Annotated in this window: 14 protein-coding genes; 11 read left to right on the forward strand and 3 right to left on the reverse strand. The window is 57.8% G+C overall.

Annotated features, from left to right (window positions below):
• Positions 1–41 precede the first annotated feature (41 nt).
• From H650_RS18900 to H650_RS18940, 9 genes are all read left to right on the forward strand, one after another.
• On the forward strand, positions 42–1280 hold the full coding sequence (locus tag H650_RS18900; protein ID WP_020456675.1) for a pyridoxal-phosphate-dependent aminotransferase family protein: 1239 nt from the start codon (positions 42–44) through the stop codon (positions 1278–1280).
• Positions 1280–2530 (forward strand): allantoate amidohydrolase, encoded by a 1251-nt coding sequence (gene hpxK, locus H650_RS18905; protein WP_020456676.1) that lies wholly within the window; start codon positions 1280–1282, stop codon positions 2528–2530. Before H650_RS18900 ends, hpxK begins: the two co-directional genes overlap by 1 nt.
• Positions 2531–3032: 502 nt before the next feature.
• The gene (locus H650_RS18910) at positions 3033–3749 is read left to right on the forward strand and encodes a FadR/GntR family transcriptional regulator (protein WP_017458765.1); all 717 of its coding nucleotides are present in this window, start codon (positions 3033–3035) and stop codon (positions 3747–3749) included.
• On the forward strand, positions 3746–4759 hold the full coding sequence (locus H650_RS18915; protein ID WP_020456677.1) for an ABC transporter ATP-binding protein: 1014 nt from the start codon (positions 3746–3748) through the stop codon (positions 4757–4759). Before H650_RS18910 ends, H650_RS18915 begins: the two co-directional genes overlap by 4 nt.
• A complete protein-coding gene (locus H650_RS18920) occupies positions 4756–5823 on the forward strand; it encodes an ABC transporter ATP-binding protein (RefSeq protein WP_020456678.1) in 1068 nt (355 codons plus the stop codon). Before H650_RS18915 ends, H650_RS18920 begins: the two co-directional genes overlap by 4 nt.
• Positions 5824–5834: 11 nt before the next feature.
• Positions 5835–7349: an ABC transporter substrate-binding protein gene (locus H650_RS18925; RefSeq protein ID WP_020456679.1), complete on the forward strand. Its 1515-nt coding sequence runs from the start codon at positions 5835–5837 to the stop codon at positions 7347–7349.
• Between the two features lie 21 nt (positions 7350–7370).
• A complete protein-coding gene (locus H650_RS18930; protein WP_020456680.1) occupies positions 7371–8315 on the forward strand; it encodes an ABC transporter permease in 945 nt (314 codons plus the stop codon).
• A complete protein-coding gene (locus tag H650_RS18935; RefSeq protein ID WP_020456681.1) occupies positions 8315–9190 on the forward strand; it encodes an ABC transporter permease in 876 nt (291 codons plus the stop codon). Before H650_RS18930 ends, H650_RS18935 begins: the two co-directional genes overlap by 1 nt.
• A gap of 9 nt (positions 9191–9199) precedes the next feature.
• Entirely contained in the window at positions 9200–10801 is a 1602-nt protein-coding gene (locus tag H650_RS18940) for a gamma-glutamyltransferase family protein (protein WP_020456682.1), read from the forward strand.
• Between the two features lie 35 nt (positions 10802–10836).
• On the opposite strand, the gene H650_RS18945 is transcribed toward H650_RS18940, so the two are convergent.
• Together H650_RS18945 and fadE are read right to left on the reverse strand one after the other, a co-directional pair.
• Entirely contained in the window at positions 10837–11607 is a 771-nt protein-coding gene (locus H650_RS18945) for an amidohydrolase (RefSeq protein ID WP_020456683.1), read from the reverse strand.
• A gap of 112 nt (positions 11608–11719) precedes the next feature.
• Entirely contained in the window at positions 11720–14167 is a 2448-nt protein-coding gene (gene fadE, locus H650_RS18950; protein WP_020456684.1) for an acyl-CoA dehydrogenase FadE, read from the reverse strand.
• Between the two features lie 236 nt (positions 14168–14403).
• On the opposite strand from fadE, the gene lpcA reads away from it, so the two are divergent.
• Together lpcA and H650_RS18960 are read left to right on the forward strand one after the other, a co-directional pair.
• Complete coding sequence (gene lpcA / locus H650_RS18955; protein WP_017458774.1) at positions 14404–14985, forward strand: D-sedoheptulose 7-phosphate isomerase; 582 nt, start codon at positions 14404–14406, stop codon at positions 14983–14985.
• Positions 14986–15121: 136 nt separating this feature from the next.
• Complete coding sequence (locus tag H650_RS18960; protein ID WP_020456685.1) at positions 15122–15889, forward strand: class II glutamine amidotransferase; 768 nt, start codon at positions 15122–15124, stop codon at positions 15887–15889.
• Here the strand turns inward: H650_RS18960 and dpaA are convergent.
• Entirely contained in the window at positions 15860–16597 is a 738-nt protein-coding gene (dpaA, locus tag H650_RS18965; RefSeq protein WP_020456686.1) for a peptidoglycan meso-diaminopimelic acid protein amidase, read from the reverse strand. The two genes, H650_RS18960 and dpaA, sit on opposite strands and share 30 nt — an antisense overlap.
• Positions 16598–16803 lie beyond the last annotated feature (206 nt).

A 16803-nucleotide genomic window follows, 5' to 3' on the forward strand; every position in this document is an offset into this window, starting at 1 on the left:
TGTTTCATATTTCACGCTGTCGCAGACTAAAGGACGCGCCCATGTTTGATTTCCAGCAGTTCCCGCAAATTAATCCACCTTCGCGCCTGTTGATGGGGCCGGGGCCAATCAACGCCGACCCGCGTGTTCTGCGGGCGATGGCGAGCCAGTTGATAGGGCAATACGATCCGGTGATGACCGGCTACATGAATGAAGTGATGGCGCTTTACCGCGAGGTGTTTCGCACGGAAAACCGCTGGACGATGCTGGTGGATGGTACCTCTCGCGCGGGTATTGAGGCGATCCTCGTTTCCGCCATTCGCCCTGGGGATAAGGTGCTGGTACCGGTGTTTGGCCGTTTTGGTCATCTGCTGTGTGAAATTGCCCGCCGCTGCCGCGCTGAAGTCCACACCATCGAGGTGCCGTGGGGCGAGGTGTTTAGCCCGGATCAGATTGAAGATGCCATTGTTCGCATCAAGCCGCGCCTGCTGCTAACGGTACACGGCGATACCTCGACCACCATGCTGCAACCGCTGGAGCAATTAGGTGAGATTTGCCGCCGCCACGATGTGCTGTTTTATACCGACGCCACCGCTTCGCTCGGCGGTAACCAGTTAGAAAGCGATGCGTGGGGCCTGGATGCCGTTTCCGCCGGGTTGCAGAAGTGCCTTGGTGGCCCGTCCGGGAGCTCGCCCATTACCCTCAGCCCACGAATGGAAGCTGCCGTGCGGGCGCGCAAATGCGTAGAACAGGGCATTCGCACCGAGGCGCATCAGGACGGCGCACAGGAGATGATCTACTCCAACTATTTCGATCTCGGCATGGTGATGGATTACTGGGGGCCGGAACGTCTGAATCACCACACGGAAGCGACCAGCATGCTGTTCGCCGCCCGCGAATGCGCGCGCATTATGCTCGAAGAGGGGATGGATAAGCTGATTGCACGCCACGAACTGCACGGGCGCGCGCTGCTGGCGGGCATCCAGGGCATGGGGCTGGAAGTGTTTGGCGATATCCGGCACAAGATGAACAACGTCCTCGGCGTACAAATCCCGCGGGAAGTGCATGGCGAAGAGGTGCGTAAACGTCTGCTGGATGATTTCCATATTGAAATTGGCACCTCGTTTGGCCCGCTGCAGGGCAAGATCTGGCGTATCGGCACCATGGGCTATAACGCGCGCAAAGATTGCGTGCTGCAAACGCTGACCGCGCTGGAAGCGGTGTTGAACCGGCTGGGTTTTCGCACCATTCAGGGAGCGGGTATGCAGGCGGCATGGGACATTTACGAAGGAGTCAGTTAATGATGACACCTTTCGATGCCGCACAAGCTGCCAGCCGGGTTATGCAACGCTGTGACGCGCTGGCGCAAATCAGCGAAACGCCGGGTCAGCTTACCCGTGTTTATCTCTCGCCCCAGCATTTGCAGGCAAATGCGCTGGTTGCCGGGTGGATGCAGCAGGCGGGGATGCGCACCTGGCAGGATGCGGTCGGCAACATTTTTGGCCGTTACGAAGGTATCGAAGCGGGAGGCCAGGCGCTGCTGCTTGGTTCGCATCTTGATACCGTGCGCGATGCCGGGCGTTACGACGGCATGCTTGGTGTACTGGCGGCGATTGAAGTTGTTGATGGCCTGAATCGGGCTAACCTGCGCGGCAGGCAGGCGATCGAGATTGTCGGTTTTGCTGACGAAGAGGGCACAAGATTTAACATCGCGCTGCTGGGTAGCCGTGGGCTGACCGGCAGCTGGCCACAAGCGTGGCTGGCCTGTGAAGATGCGCAGGGTATCAGCGTGGCACAGGCGCTGGAACAGGCCGGGTTGGATGCCGCGCAGATTGCTACAGCGCAGCGCCCGGTCGGGGATTTTTCCGCCTATCTGGAGCTGCATATTGAACAGGGGCCGGTGCTGGAAGACGCGGATCTGGCGCTCGGCGTGGTCACGGCCATCAATGGTGCGCGGCGTCTTAGCTGCCGTTTTACCGGTGAGGCCGGGCACGCCGGTACGGTGCCGATGCGTCATCGCCGTGATGCGCTGACCGCTGCCGCCGAATGGATACAGATTATCGAACAGGCAACGATCGAGGCTGGCCCGGAGATGGTTGCCACCGTTGGCACATTGCAATGCGAACCCGGCGCGGTGAATGTGATCCCCGGCGCAGTTGGGCTTACGCTCGATATCCGTAGCCCACAGGATGATAAGCGCGAAGCGTTGCTCAACCACTTGCTGGATGAAGCCACCCGCATCGCCCGGCAACGCAGGCTTGAGTTCCGCCACGACATTTTTTACACCATCGCCGCCACGCCGTGTGATATGCCACTGCGTGAAGAGCTGGCCGATGCGGTACACACCGTGCAGGGGAAAGTTTTATCTCTGCCGAGTGGGGCAGGACATGATGCTATCGCCATTGCGGAGCGCTGGCCTTCCGCCATGCTGTTTGTGCGTTGTTATAAAGGCATCAGCCATCACCCGGCGGAAAGCGTGGCCTGTAGCGATGTCGCCCAGGCGCTGCGCGCCCTGAGCCTTGCGGTAGGAAGGCTTATTCACGCGGCGTAGCGTCAAGCTGTTACTACCGTGTCAGCGTGCGGTTATCGGGGATCACGGTAAAAATATCAGCCTGCCATTCTGTTCGGGCGCACCTGAACCGTGGCCGTTGTGATAGTGAATTCGCCATGCTGAGAACAGGCCGGGCTGGCAGGCGCGGCAGGTTGTGTTGGTTTCTGTCTTCGACGTAGTGATGAGAACGGGTCATTTCGCCTCCTCATCACTACGTCCCTGTCGTGTTCAGGTCGTTCCCCCTTTGGTCTCTTTCTTCCCTTTTAGTGCATGGTTTGCACGCTAACTGTGCATTTCATCGACTGCATCCGCAGGTGTCTGCTACCCCCTCTGCCTTAGCCAAAAAATAAACATTAATAAATCAAAGTATTAACAAAAATTTATCGAACCAATGCCGTATTGGTTCGCGAATTGCTTAGTCAATAACGAGGCGTACAGACGGCATGAGAACTAACTGTCTGTAATTAAATAAAAAGATAACGCGAAACGCGGATGAACCAATATGGAAAAACCGTCACGCTATCTGGCAAATTCCAGTACGGCGCTGGAACAACTTCGTGGGCTAATTCACCAGCATGAGTCAACACCAGGGACTCCTCTGCCCACGGAACGTGAACTGGCGGAAAACTTAGGCGTCGGGCGACGCGAAGTGCGTCGCGCGCTGGACGTGCTGGAAGAGGAGGGGCGGATCTGGCGCAAACAGGGCAAAGGCACCTTTATTGGCCCTGCGGCACCGGTTGCACCTCTTGCACTACAGGGACTGGTGCAACAAACCAATATGCTGGAAGTGATGGAAGCCCGACTGCAAATTGAGCCCGGTCTTGCGCGGCTGGCGGCACTTCGCGCCAGCCCGGAAAATCTGGCGCTGATGCAGCGCATGCTGGAACGCATCGACAACGTTAACCCGGATGATCCGGATCTGAATGAGCTGTGGGACAGCGCTTTTCACCGGGCTATCGCCGAGGCGGCAGGAAACCGTCTGATGCTCGGTCTTTTTGACACGCTTGACGCGGTGCGGCGCGAACCTGCCTGGCACCATCTGCGTGAGCTGGCGCGAACGCCAGCGAAAGTGGATCGCTACAACGATCACCACCACCGCATCATGATTGCCATTCGCCAGCGCCAGCCGCATGAGGCGGCGACGGCGATGCGCGAACACCTGCTCGACCTGCAACATGCGCTGATCCAGGCCATTCATCTTGAGGACGATACCCCATGACGACGATCCCGTTTAAAGAGGCTGCGCCGGTGCTGCGTCTGCATAACCTGGAAGTGCAGTTTGCTGGCAGCCCGGTGAGCGTACTGGACAGGATTTCGCTCTCTGTCAAAAGCGGAGAAACGCTGGCGCTGGTCGGTGAGTCCGGCTGCGGCAAAAGTATTACCTCGCTGGCGTTGATGGGGCTGCTGCCCGCCAGTGCGCAGATCCTTGGCGGTGAGATGCAGTTTCGCGGGCGCAACTTGCGCCAGCTCACTGCGCGCGAATATGCCGACCTGCGCGGTAATGAACTGGCGATGATTTTTCAGGAACCGATGACCTCGCTCAACCCGGCGTTTACGCTCGGCGACCAGCTCAGCGAAGCGGTGATACGCCACCAGAACGTGTCGGCGAATGCGGCGCGCGAGGCGGCGCTCCACATTCTGGAAAAAGTGCAGATCCCGGCAGCGGAGATGCGCCTGAAAGCGTATCCACACCAGCTTTCCGGCGGTATGCGCCAGCGCGTGATGATCGCGATGGCACTCATCAACAAGCCGCGCCTGTTAATTGCCGACGAACCGACAACCGCACTGGATGTAACAATTCAGGCGCAGATCCTCGCGCTGCTCAACACCCTGAAAGCCGAAACCGGCACGGCGGTATTGATGATCACCCACGATCTCGGTGTGGTGGCGGAAGTGGCGCAGCAGGTGGCGGTGATGTACGCCGGACAAGTAGTGGAGCAGGGCAGCGTGGAGGCGATTTTTACCGACCCACAGCACCCGTACACCATTGGTCTGATGGGATCGATTCCCTCGCTGGGGGCGCGCAAAGGGCAACTGTCGACCATTCCCGGTGCGGTGCCGTTACCGGAAGCGATGCCGCAAGGCTGCCGTTTCGCCACCCGTTGCCCGTTTGCCCAGGCACGCTGCCAGCAGCAAAAACCCCCACTGACACCGCAAGGGAAGGGCCATCTGGTGGCCTGTTTCCGTGTGCCACTTGAACAGCACATCGCGCTGGGAGAAACCGCATGAGCACGCCGATCCTCGAAGCTTTCGACCTGAGCAAACGTTTTGCCGGGCCAACCCGCTTGTTTGCGCCAAAACGTTATGTCACGGCGGTGGATCGTATTTCCCTGGCGGTTTACCCGGGCGAAACGCTGGCGATTGTGGGGGAGTCCGGTTCAGGAAAGTCGACGCTTGGTCGCCTGCTATTGCGTTTGCTGGCGGCGTCCGAAGGGCGCGTTTACTACCAGGGAGAGGAGATCACCCATGCCAGCGGCGCGCGATTAAACCAGCTTCGGCGCGAGCTGCAAATTATCTTTCAGGATCCGTTTGCTTCGCTCAACCCGCGTATGACGGTAGAGCAGATTGTTGGTGAGCCGCTGTGGTTGCACCAGAAAATCGGTAAAGCGGAACGACAGGCACGCGTTGCCGAGCTGCTTGGCACCGTGGGTCTGCCTGCGGCGTGGGCCAGACGCTACCCGCATGAGTTTTCCGGCGGCCAGCGCCAGCGTATTGGCATTGCCCGCGCGCTGGCTTCCGGGCCGAAATTGCTGCTTGGCGATGAACCCGTTTCCGCACTGGATGTGTCGGTGCAAGCGCAGGTGGTCAACCTGCTGGAGACGCTGAAACAGCAGCTTGGTTTAACCATGATCATCGTCGCGCACGGGCTGGCGGTGATTCGCCATATGAGCGACCGCGTGGCGGTGATGTACCTTGGGCAAATTGTGGAAATGGCAACGGTGGATGAGATCTTCGATGCGCCGTTGCATCCCTACACCCAGGCGCTGATGGCGTCTGCTCCGCAACCGCAGCCCGGCATTGTGCGCGAAACGCCGCTGTTGCAGGGTGATTTACCCAATCCCGCAAGCCCGCCGCAGGGCTGCCGTTTTCATACCCGCTGCCCGTTTGCGACAGACGAGTGCCAGCAACGTGAGCCCATCACACAGGTACTCGAAGGTGGTCGCCAGGTCTCTTGTCATCGCTGGCAGGAGATTAACCGCGACCGCAGCGTGATTCAGATTGCTCCCCCCTCAGCCGCGTTCTTGCGCCGTCGCGCGCTGTTTGAACACGCGGCCTCTCACTCCTCCCCTTAAAGGAAACAATAATGATGATGCGAAATTCGCTTTTGACCGTTCTGGGAAGTGTCATGTTGCTGGGCGCGGCACTGCCTGCCCAGGCTGAAAGTGTGCTGCGCGTGGGTCTTGGCGCGGATCCGGATATGCTCGATCCGCACCTGGCGCGTACTTACTATGGCCGTTTTGTCTTCGCTTCACTGTGCGATCGGCTGGTGGACGTGGATGAAAACCTGAAAGTGGTGCCCGGGCTGGCGAAGGCCTGGTCGTGGAGCGAGGATGGCAAAACCCTGACCATGGATCTGCGTGAGGGCGTGACCTTCCACGATGGCGAGAAGTTTGACGCCGCTGCGGCGAAATTCAGTCTCGATCGTGCGCTGACGCTGCCTGGTTCGCTGCGAAAAAGTGAAATCTCCTCTATCGAGTCGGTGGAGGTCAGCGGACCGCTGCAAATTAAGTTGCATTTGAAAACGCCGGACTCGGCGTTGCTGATGCAGTTAACCGATCGCGCCGGCGCGATGCTGGCCCCCGTGGCGGCGAAGAAAGCGGATTTTGCCGCCCACCCGGTCTGTTCCGGTCCGTATAAATTCGACAGCCGCGTTTCACAAGACCGCATTGTGTTATCGCGTTTTGATAACTACTGGAACAAAGGTGCGTACCACTTCGACAAAGTTATCTACCTGCCGATCCCGGATGCCTCCGTGCGACTGGCGAACCTGCGTGCGGGCGATCTCGATCTGACCGAAGGGATTGCCGCCAGCGATGTGAAAACCGTAGAGGCCGACAACAAACTTCACCTGGCGAAAGTGACAGGGCTGGGGTATCAGGGCATCACGTTTAATATCAATAACGGCAACGTCCCGGCTAACGATCCGTTCAAAGATGCGCGCGTGCGTGAGGCGTTCTCGCTGGCGATAGATCGCGATGCACTCAACCAGGTGGTATTCGAAGGGTTATACGCCCCGGCGAACCAGGCGTTTTCGCCAGTCAGCCCGTATCACGTCAAATTGCCGGTGCCCCCGCGCGATGTGGAAAAAGCCAAAGCGCTGCTGCAAGCCGCAGGGGTGAAGACGCCGATCACCGTCTCACTGCTGGTGCCGAACAACCCGACGTCACAACAAGTGGGCCAGGTGTTGCAGGCGATGACCGCCGAAGCCGGTTTCAATGTCAATCTGCAGATGACGGAATTCGCCACCCTGCTGGACAGGCAGCAAAGCGGCAATTTTCAGCTTAGCTACTCCGGCTGGTCTGGTCGCCCCGATCCCGATGGCAGCATCTTCGGCTTCATTAATAGCAAAGGGACGCTTAACGATGGTCGCTACAGCAACCCGCAGGTCGATGAGTGGCTGACGCAGGCGCGTCTGCACAACGATCCGGCAACCCGTCAGGCGTTGTATGAAAAGGTCGTGAAGCAGTTGCAAACCGATATGCCGATTGCCTACCTCTACTTTGAACCGCGCCTGTTTGGTATGAACAAAAAAGTGCAGGGCTTTAAACCTTACCCGGACGGCATTGTGCGTCTGGCGGGTCTGTCGCTTGCCAACTAAACGGCGTCGCCTGGAGAAACCATGCTGGAATTGATTTGCAAACGCCTGCTGCTCGCCGTTCCGACCTTGCTGCTGGTCAGCATGATGGTGTTCGGGCTGCAAAAGCTGCTACCCGGCGATCCGCTCACCGCGATGCTGGGCGAGGAGCGCGATCCGGCGGTCATCGCCCAGTTGCGCGCGGAGCTGAACCTGGATGCGCCGATTCCGGTGCAATATTTTCACTGGCTAACCCGCGCATTGCAGGGCGATCTTGGCGTCTCACTGCGTACGCAGGAGCCGGTCACGCACCTGATTGCCACCAAGCTGCCGGTGACGCTTGAGATGTCGCTGCTGGCGATGGTTATTGCGCTGCTGTTCGGCATCAGCATGGGCATTCTGGCGGCGGTGAACAGGAATAGCTGGATCGATCACGGCGCTAATTTTGTGGCGATATCCGGCATTTCGGTGCCGCATTTCTGGCTGGGGATCCTGTTTATCCTCATCTTTTCCGTCAACCTGCAATGGCTGCCGGCGTCTGGTTTTGTGCCATTTAGTGAAGATCCATTGCAGAACTTGCGCACGCTGTTGTTGCCCGCGCTGGTGCTGGGAACGGGGCTGGCGGCGACGTTAATGCGCCATACTCGCGCGTCGATGATTGCGGTGCTGAAAGCGGATTATATTCGCACCGCACGCGCGAAGGGGTTGCTGCCAAAAGCGGTGATCATGAAGCATGCGTTTCGTAATGCGCTGGTGCCGGTGATCACCCTGACCACGCTGCTGTTTGGCGAGCTGCTGGGGGGCGCGGTGCTGACTGAGCAGGTGTTTACCATTCCAGGTTTCGGCAAGATGATTGTCGATTCGGTGTTCAACCGTGACTACGCGGTGGTGCAGGGTGTCGTGCTGGTGGTGGCAATCGGTTTTCTCGCGCTGAACCTGCTGGCGGATGTGCTGTATGTGTTAATCAACCCGAAAATGCGGAGTGAATAATGGCAGAACTGTCCACCACCGGCGTGGCGGCATCGCTGCCGCGTACGGAAAACCGGGTACTGAAAAAATTCCTCGCTAACCGTAGCGCGGTGATTGGCGCGGTGATTGTCGGCGTGTTTGTGCTGATTGCGCTGTTCGCGCCGTGGATCGCGCCGTTTGATCCGGTCAAAGCGAACTTCCTGGCAGTACGCAAACCGCCGTCGGAGCTTTACTGGTTCGGCACCGATGAGCTGGGGCGCGATATTCTCTCGCGCATGATCTGGGGGGCGCGCACTTCACTGCTGGCGGGGTGTGTGTCGGTGGTGATCGCCGTGGTGATTGGCGTACCGCTCGGTTTGCTGGCGGGTTACTTCCAGGGCGTCTGGGATGGAGTGATTTCCCGCGTTATCGAAGCGCTGCTCGCCTGTCCGTTTCTGATTATGGCTATCGCACTGGGGGCGTTTCTTGGCCCCAGCCTGACCAATGCGATGATCGCCATTGGCTTGTCGGCGATGCCCATCTTTGCCCGCCTGACGCGCGGCCAGGTGATCGCGATTCGCAACGAAGAGTATATCGACGGCGCGCGGGCGATTGGTCTGCCGGATCGCTGGATCATCCTGCGCTACGTGCTGCCGAATGTGATGTCGCCGATCCTCGTGCAGGCCACGCTGGCGATCGCTTCGGCGATCATTACCGAAGCGAGCCTGTCGTTTCTCGGCCTTGGCCAGCAGCCGCCCTATCCGTCGTGGGGGGCAATGCTGAACACCGCGAAGGGCTTTCTGGAACAGGCTCCCTGGATGTCTATTTTCCCCGGCGTAACCATCTTTCTGACCGTGCAGGGATTTAACTTACTCGGCGACGGGCTGCGCGACGCGCTCGATCCGCGCCACGACTAAGGAGTTCTGATGACAAAAGCGATTGATTTCAATGTAAATTACGCCTCACATCGCGCGCCGATGATTGGCCGCAACGCGGTTGCCACCTCACAGCCGCTGGCGGCGCAGGCCGGGATGCGTATGCTCGCACTCGGTGGTAACGCGGTGGATGCGGCGATTGCCACCGCGATGGCGCTCACCGTCGTTGAACCGACCGGCTGCGGGATCGGCAGCGATGCCTTTGCTATTGTCTGGGATGGCACGCAATTACACGGATTGAATGCTTCCGGGCGTTCGCCCGCGAGCTGGCATGCGGATATGTTCGCCGGGAAAACGGCAGTGCCAGAACTGGGCTGGGATGCCGTCACCGTGCCGGGCGCGGTATCAGGTTGGGTGGCGCTGGCGGAACGTTTTGCCACACTGCCGCTGACCACGCTGGCGCAACCGGCCATTGAGTATGCGCGCCACGGTTTTCCCGTCTCGCCGCTGATTGGTCACTTGTGGCAGCGCGGCTATAACAAACTCAAAGATCAGCCAGGCTTTAGCGCCTGCTTTGCACCTGACGGGCGCGCGCCGAAGATCGGTGAAATTTTCCGTAATCCGGCGCAGGCGCGCACGCTGGAGTTGATTGCGCAGACTAACGGTGAAGCCTTCTATCGCGGTGAGCTGGCACAGAAGATTGCCGCATTCGCCAAAGCACACGGTGCGCACCTGAGCGAGGCTGACCTGGCGAACCACAAAGCCGATTGGGTCACGTTGCTGTCGCGTGAGTTCGCCGGCGGCTCTGTGCAGGAGTTACCGCCGAACGGGCAGGGGATCGCCACGCTGATTGCGCTCGGCATTCTTGAGCAGTGCGATATGGGGCGTTATCACCCGGACTCTGTGCAGTCGCTGCACCTTGCCATTGAAGCCATGAAGCTGGCTCTGGCCGACCTTGACCGCTATGTTGCCGATGACGCACACCTGGAGTTTGCCGCCGAACTGCTGCTCAGTGATGACTATCTGAAGTCGCGTGCGGCGCTGATCGACCCCGATAACGCGTCTGATTTTGTCTATGGCGCACCGACGCAAAGCGGCACGGTTTATCTTTCTACCGCTGATGCCAGCGGCATGATGGTGTCGTTTATTCAGTCCAACTTTATGGGTTTTGGCTCCGGCGTTGTGGTGCCGGACACCGGTATCAGCCTGCAAAATCGGGGCTGCGGTTTTGTGCTTGATCCAAAACACCCGAATGCACTGGCGGGCAGCAAGCGCCCGTTCCACACCATTATTCCCGGTTTTGCGATGGGGGCCGATGGTAAACCGCTCATGTCGTTTGGCGTGATGGGCGGGCCGATGCAGGCGCAGGGACATGTGCAGATGGCGCTGCGCATTATGTTGCATGGGCAAAACCCGCAGGCGGCGATTGATGCGCCGCGCTGGCGCGTGATTCAGGGGCGTGAAGTGGCGCTGGAATCAAGCTTTGATCGCAACGTGATTGCGGCGCTGCGTGAGCGCGGGCATGTGATAACGGTAGAAGATCCGCTGGCTGGCTATAACTTTGGCGGCGCGCAGGTCATTTACCGGATGCCGGAAGGCCACTATGTCGCAGCGACCGAAAGCCGCAAAGACGGACAGGCGTTAGTGAGTTGATGAGCCCCCTCTCCCGGCGGGGAGAGGGGATCGTCTTACCCCAGCGTAAAGGGATCGGCATCCTGCCAGGCGGGAAACTTCTCGCGGTACTCCCGTAACGCGCTGAGTGACAGCTCGGCGTCAATGCGCGTCGCCTGGTGCGGCTCGGCGGTGGCGATGATTTCGCCCTGTGGGCTGATAACCCGGCTGTCGCCACGATAGTGATGACCGTTGCCATCGGTGCCGACGCGGTTACAGCCCGCCACCCAGGCGAGGTTCTCAATCGCGCGGGCCACCAGCAGCGATTGCCAGTGCAGCGAGCGCGGCGCTGGCCAGTTGGCAACATAAAGCAGCAGATCGTAATCATTGCGGTTGCGCGACCACACCGGAAAGCGCAGGTCGTAACAGACCAGCGGCAGAATGCGCCAGCCGCGCCATTCAAATACCACGCGCTCGTTACCCGCTTCGTAATGGTGGTGCTCATCGGCCATGCGGAACAGATGGCGTTTATCGTAGAAGTGCACTTTGCCTTCCGGTTCGACGAGCAGAAAGCGGTTGACCGGCCCGCGTTCGGTTTGCAGCGCGGCGCTACCGGCGATCAGCGCCTTGGTCTGTTGGGCTTTATCCCGCATCCAGGCGATGACCTCATCTTGCGGCATGGATTGTTTCGCCGCCTCCATGGCAAAACCGGTGGTGAACATTTCCGGCAGCACAATCACATCACGCCCGGTGACGTCTTCTAACTGGATATCGAAATGGCGCAGGTTAGCGGGGCCATCCATCCAGACTAACGGTTGTTGTAACAGCGTAATTTTTAAACCAGGCACAATAGCAACTCCCCGTAAGACAGCACCTGCACACTGTAGCATGAGGATAAATAAAAAAACCCGCATGATGCGGGTTTCGATAAGAGGAGAGGGTTTTCAGCCGCTTACTGCGTCAGGCAGCTTCCGGTTTACGCACTTTCTCCGGCGTTTTTACCACCGGCTGAGTCGCCAGTGCCTCCGGTTCAAAGTCGTCAACGTTGATACTCCGCAGGCGGCTGACCTCGGCTTTGTTCAACAGCGCGGCCTCTTCCTGATTAATCAGCCCGCTTGCCAGCGCCTGCTGAGCCAGCACGTCCAGACGGGTGAACGGCAGGTTTTTGCCTAACTCTTTGCAGATGCGCTGATGAATCGGATCCGCTGCCATCACATCAACCAGCGCCTCTTCCAGCAAGCCGACCGGGTTATGCTCGCTCGGCGTCAGGTACTGGCCGCGACCAATACGTGAACGCGTTGCGCTCGGGGTTTGCAGGATCTTCGCTATTTTGTGATCCAGTTTGTCGGACGGCGCGCGGTAGTGACGACCGGTCGGGAAAATCACCAGGCTCAGGGCACCCGCCACAAAGCGGTTCGGGAAGTTCTCCAGTAAATCATGCATTGCCTGTTCCGCCTGGTAGAGCGCATCCTGCACGCCCCAGTGTACCAGCGGCAGATCCGCTTCCTGACGGCCTTCGTCGTCATAGCGTTTCAGCACCGCCGAGGCGAGATAGAGCTGGCTTAACACATCGCCGAGACGTGCCGAGATGCGTTCGCGGCGTTTCAGGCTGCCGCCAAGCACCGCCATAGACACATCCGAGAGCAGCGCGAGGTTGGCACTCACACGGTTCAGATGCTGGTAGTAACGTTTGGTGGCGTCACGGGTTGGCGTGGCGCTGGTTAAACCGCGTGTCAGGCCGAGCCAGAAACTGCGCATCATATTGCTGCCGACATGACCGATATGTTTGAACAGCAGTTTATCGAAGGCGTCCACGTCGTTATTCTGCGCGGCGGCCATCTCTTCCAGCACATACGGATGGCAGCGGATAGCGCCCTGGCCGAAGATCATCATGGTACGGGTGAGGATATTCGCGCCTTCTACGGTAATGGCGATCGGTGCACCCTGGTAGCTACGCGCCAGGAAGTTGCCCTCGCCGAGCATGATGCCTTTACCGCCGGCAATATCCATCGCATCAATGATTGACTGCTGACCACGGTGGGTACAGTGATACTTAACGATTGCCGAAAGCACCGCCGGTTTTTCACCGAGCATAATGCCGTAGGTCACCAGCGATGCGGCTGCATCCATGGCGTAGGCGTTACCGCCAATGCGCGCCAGCGGCTCTTCGATGCCTTCCATTTTACCAATCGACACTTTGAACTGGCGGCGGATATGAGCGTACGCGCCAATCCCCATCGCAACGGATTTAACGCCGCCAGTGGAGTTGGACGGCAGCGTAATACCGCGACCTACCGACAGACATTCCACCAGCATACGCCAGCCCTGACCAGCCATCTTCGGCCCGCCAATAATGTAATCAATCGGCACAAAAATATCGTCGCCGCGGGTCGGGCCGTTCTGGAACGGCACGTTCAGCGGGAAGTGACGGCGGCCAATTTCCACGCCCGGCGTAGAGGTGGGGATCAGCGCACAGGTAATGCCTAATTCTTCCTCGCCACCCAGCAGTTTATCCGGGTCAGAGAGTTTGAACGCCAGCCCCAGAACCGTAGCGATTGGCGCGAGCGTAATGTAGCGTTTGTTCCAGGTCAGGCGCATACCGAGCACCTGTTCGCCCTGCCAGTCACCCATGCAAACGATGCCGGTATCCGGAATGGCGCCCGCATCGGAGCCAGCTTCCGGGCTGGTCAGTGCGAAGCAGGGGATTTCTACACCGCGCGCCAGGCGCGGCAGATAGTGATCTTTTTGCTCCTGGGTGCCGTAGTGTTGCAGCAATTCACCCGGGCCTAAGGAGTTCGGTACGCCGACGGTGATCGCCAGAATACCGGAGACACCCGCGAGTTTTTGCAGCACACGGGACTGGGCATAAGCAGAGAATTCCAGCCCGCCGTACTCTTTTTTGATGATCATCGCAAAGAAGCGGTGCTCTTTTAAGAACGCCCACAGTTCTGGCGGCAGATCGGCCATTTCGTGGGTGATCTGGAAGTCATTCGCCATGCGACAGGCTTCTTCCACCGGGCCGTCGATAAATGCCTGCTCTTCGGCGGTCAGGCGCGGCTGCGGGTAGTTATGCAGTTTTTTCCAGTCCGGGTTACCGCGAAACAGATCGCCTTCCCACCAGGTTGTCCCGGCGTCGATGGCCTCTTTTTCGGTACGCGACATTGGCGGCATCACTTTACGGAAACCACGGAATGCCGGTGCGGAAATCAACGCTTTACGCATCGGCGGCAGGTTAAACGGCACCAGAATAATCGCGAGCGGCAGCAGCACCCAGTTAGACCACAGGCCCGCAATGCCCAGCGCGGCGGTCCACGCCAGCAGGATCACGCTGCTGAGCAGCAGGTTAACGCGGTGGTAAAACAGCGCGCCGAGCAGAACAACCGTTGCGATAATGCTCAAAATCATCATAAAGAAAAGCTCCCTTGCTTGTAGGAGGTCTGACCACTTGTGATGTATTGGTTGTAGTGGATGTGATTTCTTTTAGCAATGTGTTTACAAAATAATTACAACCTGGTTCACATTGTTGAGGGCTTTTTGCGCACGGAAAATGAAAACGACGGGGCGCTACGGCTTTAACTTCTCGCCTGGAATAGTATCCGGTACACTGCGCAGTGTTATTTACATTTATGCTGAAGGATATCCTCATGTACCAGGATCTTATTCGTAACGAACTGAACGAAGCGGCCGAAACGCTGGCGAACTTCTTGAAAGATGATGCCAATATTCACGCTATTCAGCGCGCGGCGGTATTGCTGGCCGACAGCTTTAAAGCCGGCGGCAAAGTGTTGTCCTGTGGTAACGGCGGCTCGCATTGTGATGCGATGCATTTCGCAGAAGAGTTAACCGGGCGCTACCGTGAAAACCGTCCGGGTTACCCGGCGATTGCCATCTCTGACGTGAGCCATCTCTCCTGCGTCAGCAACGACTTCGGTTACGACTATGTTTTCTCCCGTTATGTGGAAGCCGTTGGCCGCGAAGGCGACGTGCTGCTGGGGATCTCCACTTCCGGTAACTCCGGCAACGTGATCAAAGCGGTTGCGGCGGCGCGTGAGAAGGGAATGAAAGTGATCACCCTGACCGGTAAAGACGGCGGCAAAATGGCGGGCAGCGCAGATGTTGAAATTCGCGTGCCGCATTTTGGTTATGCTGACCGTATTCAGGAAATTCACATTAAAGTGATCCATATCCTGATTCAGTTGATTGAAAAAGAGATGGTTAAGGCTTAAGGAAGGCGATTTTGCCTTTTTGACTCCGGCAGTGCCCGAGATCCTGTCTGTGTGCAGTGAATCGGCGCACTGTCCGTATGCCAACTGGCTGCACTAATTACGCCTTCTCTGATAAGGGCGCTGTGTGGGGGTGTGTATGTGCGAACTGCTCGGTATGAGCGCAAATGTGCCAACCGATATCTGCTTTAGTTTTACCGGTCTCGTCCAGCGTGGCGGCGGAACCGGGCCGCATAAAGATGGCTGGGGCATTACCTTTTACGAAGGCAAGGGCTGTCGCACGTTCAAAGATCCGCAACCGAGTTTTAATTCCCCTATTGCGAAATTAGTACAGGACTATCCGATCAAATCCCGTTCGGTGATTGCCCATATTCGCCAGGCGAATCGTGGCGAAGTGGCGCTGGAAAATACCCATCCGTTTACCCGCGAACTTTGGGGGCGCAACTGGACATATGCGCACAACGGGCAGCTCACAGGTTATAAATCGCTGGAGACCGGTAATTTCCGCCCCATTGGCGAAACCGACAGCGAGAAAGCCTTTTGCTGGCTATTGCACAAGCTGACCGAACGCTACCCGCGCACACCGGGCAATATGGCGGCAGTGTTTAAATATATTGCGGCACTGGCAACGGAACTGCGCGTGAAGGGCGTTTTTAATATGCTGCTGTCGGACGGGCGTTATGTGATGGCGTTTTGTTCGACCAATCTGTTCTGGATCACCCGCCGTGCGCCGTTTGGCGTAGCGAAGCTGCTGGATCAGGATGTGGAAATTGATTTTCAGCGGGAAACCACACCAAACGATGTGGTTACCGTGATTGCCACCCAGCCGTTAACCGGCAATGAAACCTGGCAAAAGATTATGCCAGGCGAATGGGCATTATTTTGCCTGGGGGAGCGTGTAGTTTGACGCCAGCTGCGGCTGAACAGCGGTGTTCAGCGGCTTACTAACCACATAGCGACCATCCACGACCGAGACAACCGGCGGCTGGTGGGTGGTGGCGAAGTAGTCATAACCCGGCTTCAATTGCTTCCAGAAATCCGCATACGTTGAATACTTATGGCGCTGCATATTGGCGTCGGTCATGCGGAACGGATAGATACTCACCTGCACGTTCGGCTGTCCGAAAACCAGCGCGGCGGTAACAAACTGGAAGATCTCATCAATACCGGAATCCGTCATTGCGTAGCAACCAATCGACACGCAAGCGCCGTGAATCATCAGGTATTTGCCTTCATAGCCGTGGGCGCGATCGTAGTTATTCGGAAACCCAATATTAATGGCTTTATAGAAGCGGCTATCCGGCTTCAACTGGCTGCGCTGTACGGAGTAGAACCCCTCCGGGCTTTTAAAATCACCCTGGCGCTGCTTGGGGCCTAACCCGCCGGAGTAATTACAAATCTTGTAGCTGTCGAGCAACTGATATTGCTCGCCCATCTTGACGTAAAGATCAAGGGTGCGCTCTTCTTTGAAGATCTGGATATAAACCGGCGACCCCATCAACTGCTGCTTATATTCTTTGCTGACCGGCGTTACTGAACCGTTGCTGCTCACCAGGCCAGCAAAAGAGACGCACGGAAGCAGAAGCATCGCAATAAATAATGCGATTTTGCGCATACTACTTGTTTCCTTGATAAAGCTAATACCACATTGCCAGGACGGCAAAAGAAGCCCAAAATTCAGACTATTCTGTTTTGGAGCGCCCACATTAGCATTACGGCATTTTTTCGCAAGCCCCAATCTACGTCGTCTTTCACGCTGCCTCTTTATTGGCTTCGCTTTTGTCTCGCGCGAATAAGATTGAGGATTATGTATCAAACGCT

The sequence above is a fragment of the Enterobacter sp. R4-368 genome (genome assembly GCF_000410515.1).
Taxonomy (GTDB): domain Bacteria; phylum Pseudomonadota; class Gammaproteobacteria; order Enterobacterales; family Enterobacteriaceae; genus Kosakonia.